This is a genomic window from Citrobacter sp. TBCS-14, from assembly GCF_005280805.1.
GTDB lineage: Bacteria > Pseudomonadota > Gammaproteobacteria > Enterobacterales > Enterobacteriaceae > Citrobacter > Citrobacter gillenii.
This window is the reverse complement of the sequence record NZ_SZWM01001097.1, coordinates 1-216: the sequence shown is the minus strand read 5'-3', so window position 1 is coordinate 216 and position 216 is coordinate 1. Positions and strand designations below refer to the sequence as shown.

1 pseudogene is annotated in these 216 nt (G+C 56.5%); it reads right to left on the bottom strand.

Annotated elements, in window-relative coordinates:
- Positions 1-216: pseudogene (xseA, locus tag FDX22_RS24165) on the bottom strand (exodeoxyribonuclease VII large subunit); the annotation flags it as partial.

The window sequence follows — 216 nt, the reverse complement described above, 5'->3', positions numbered from 1 at the left end:
TGCCAGTGGGCTGACGGCTTCCAGATGCGTGACCGCATTGCCGAAACGCTCGCGTTGCTGGCTGACGCGCGAGCGAATATTGTCCGCCAGTCGGTATTCCAGTTGCTGAATACGTGTTTGCGCGCGGTGAATACGCGGCTGCGGGGTTTGCTGATTCAGACGCTGCAGCATGCGCTGTTGACGCTGATTTGCCTGTTTAATCTTATTCTCAAGAGC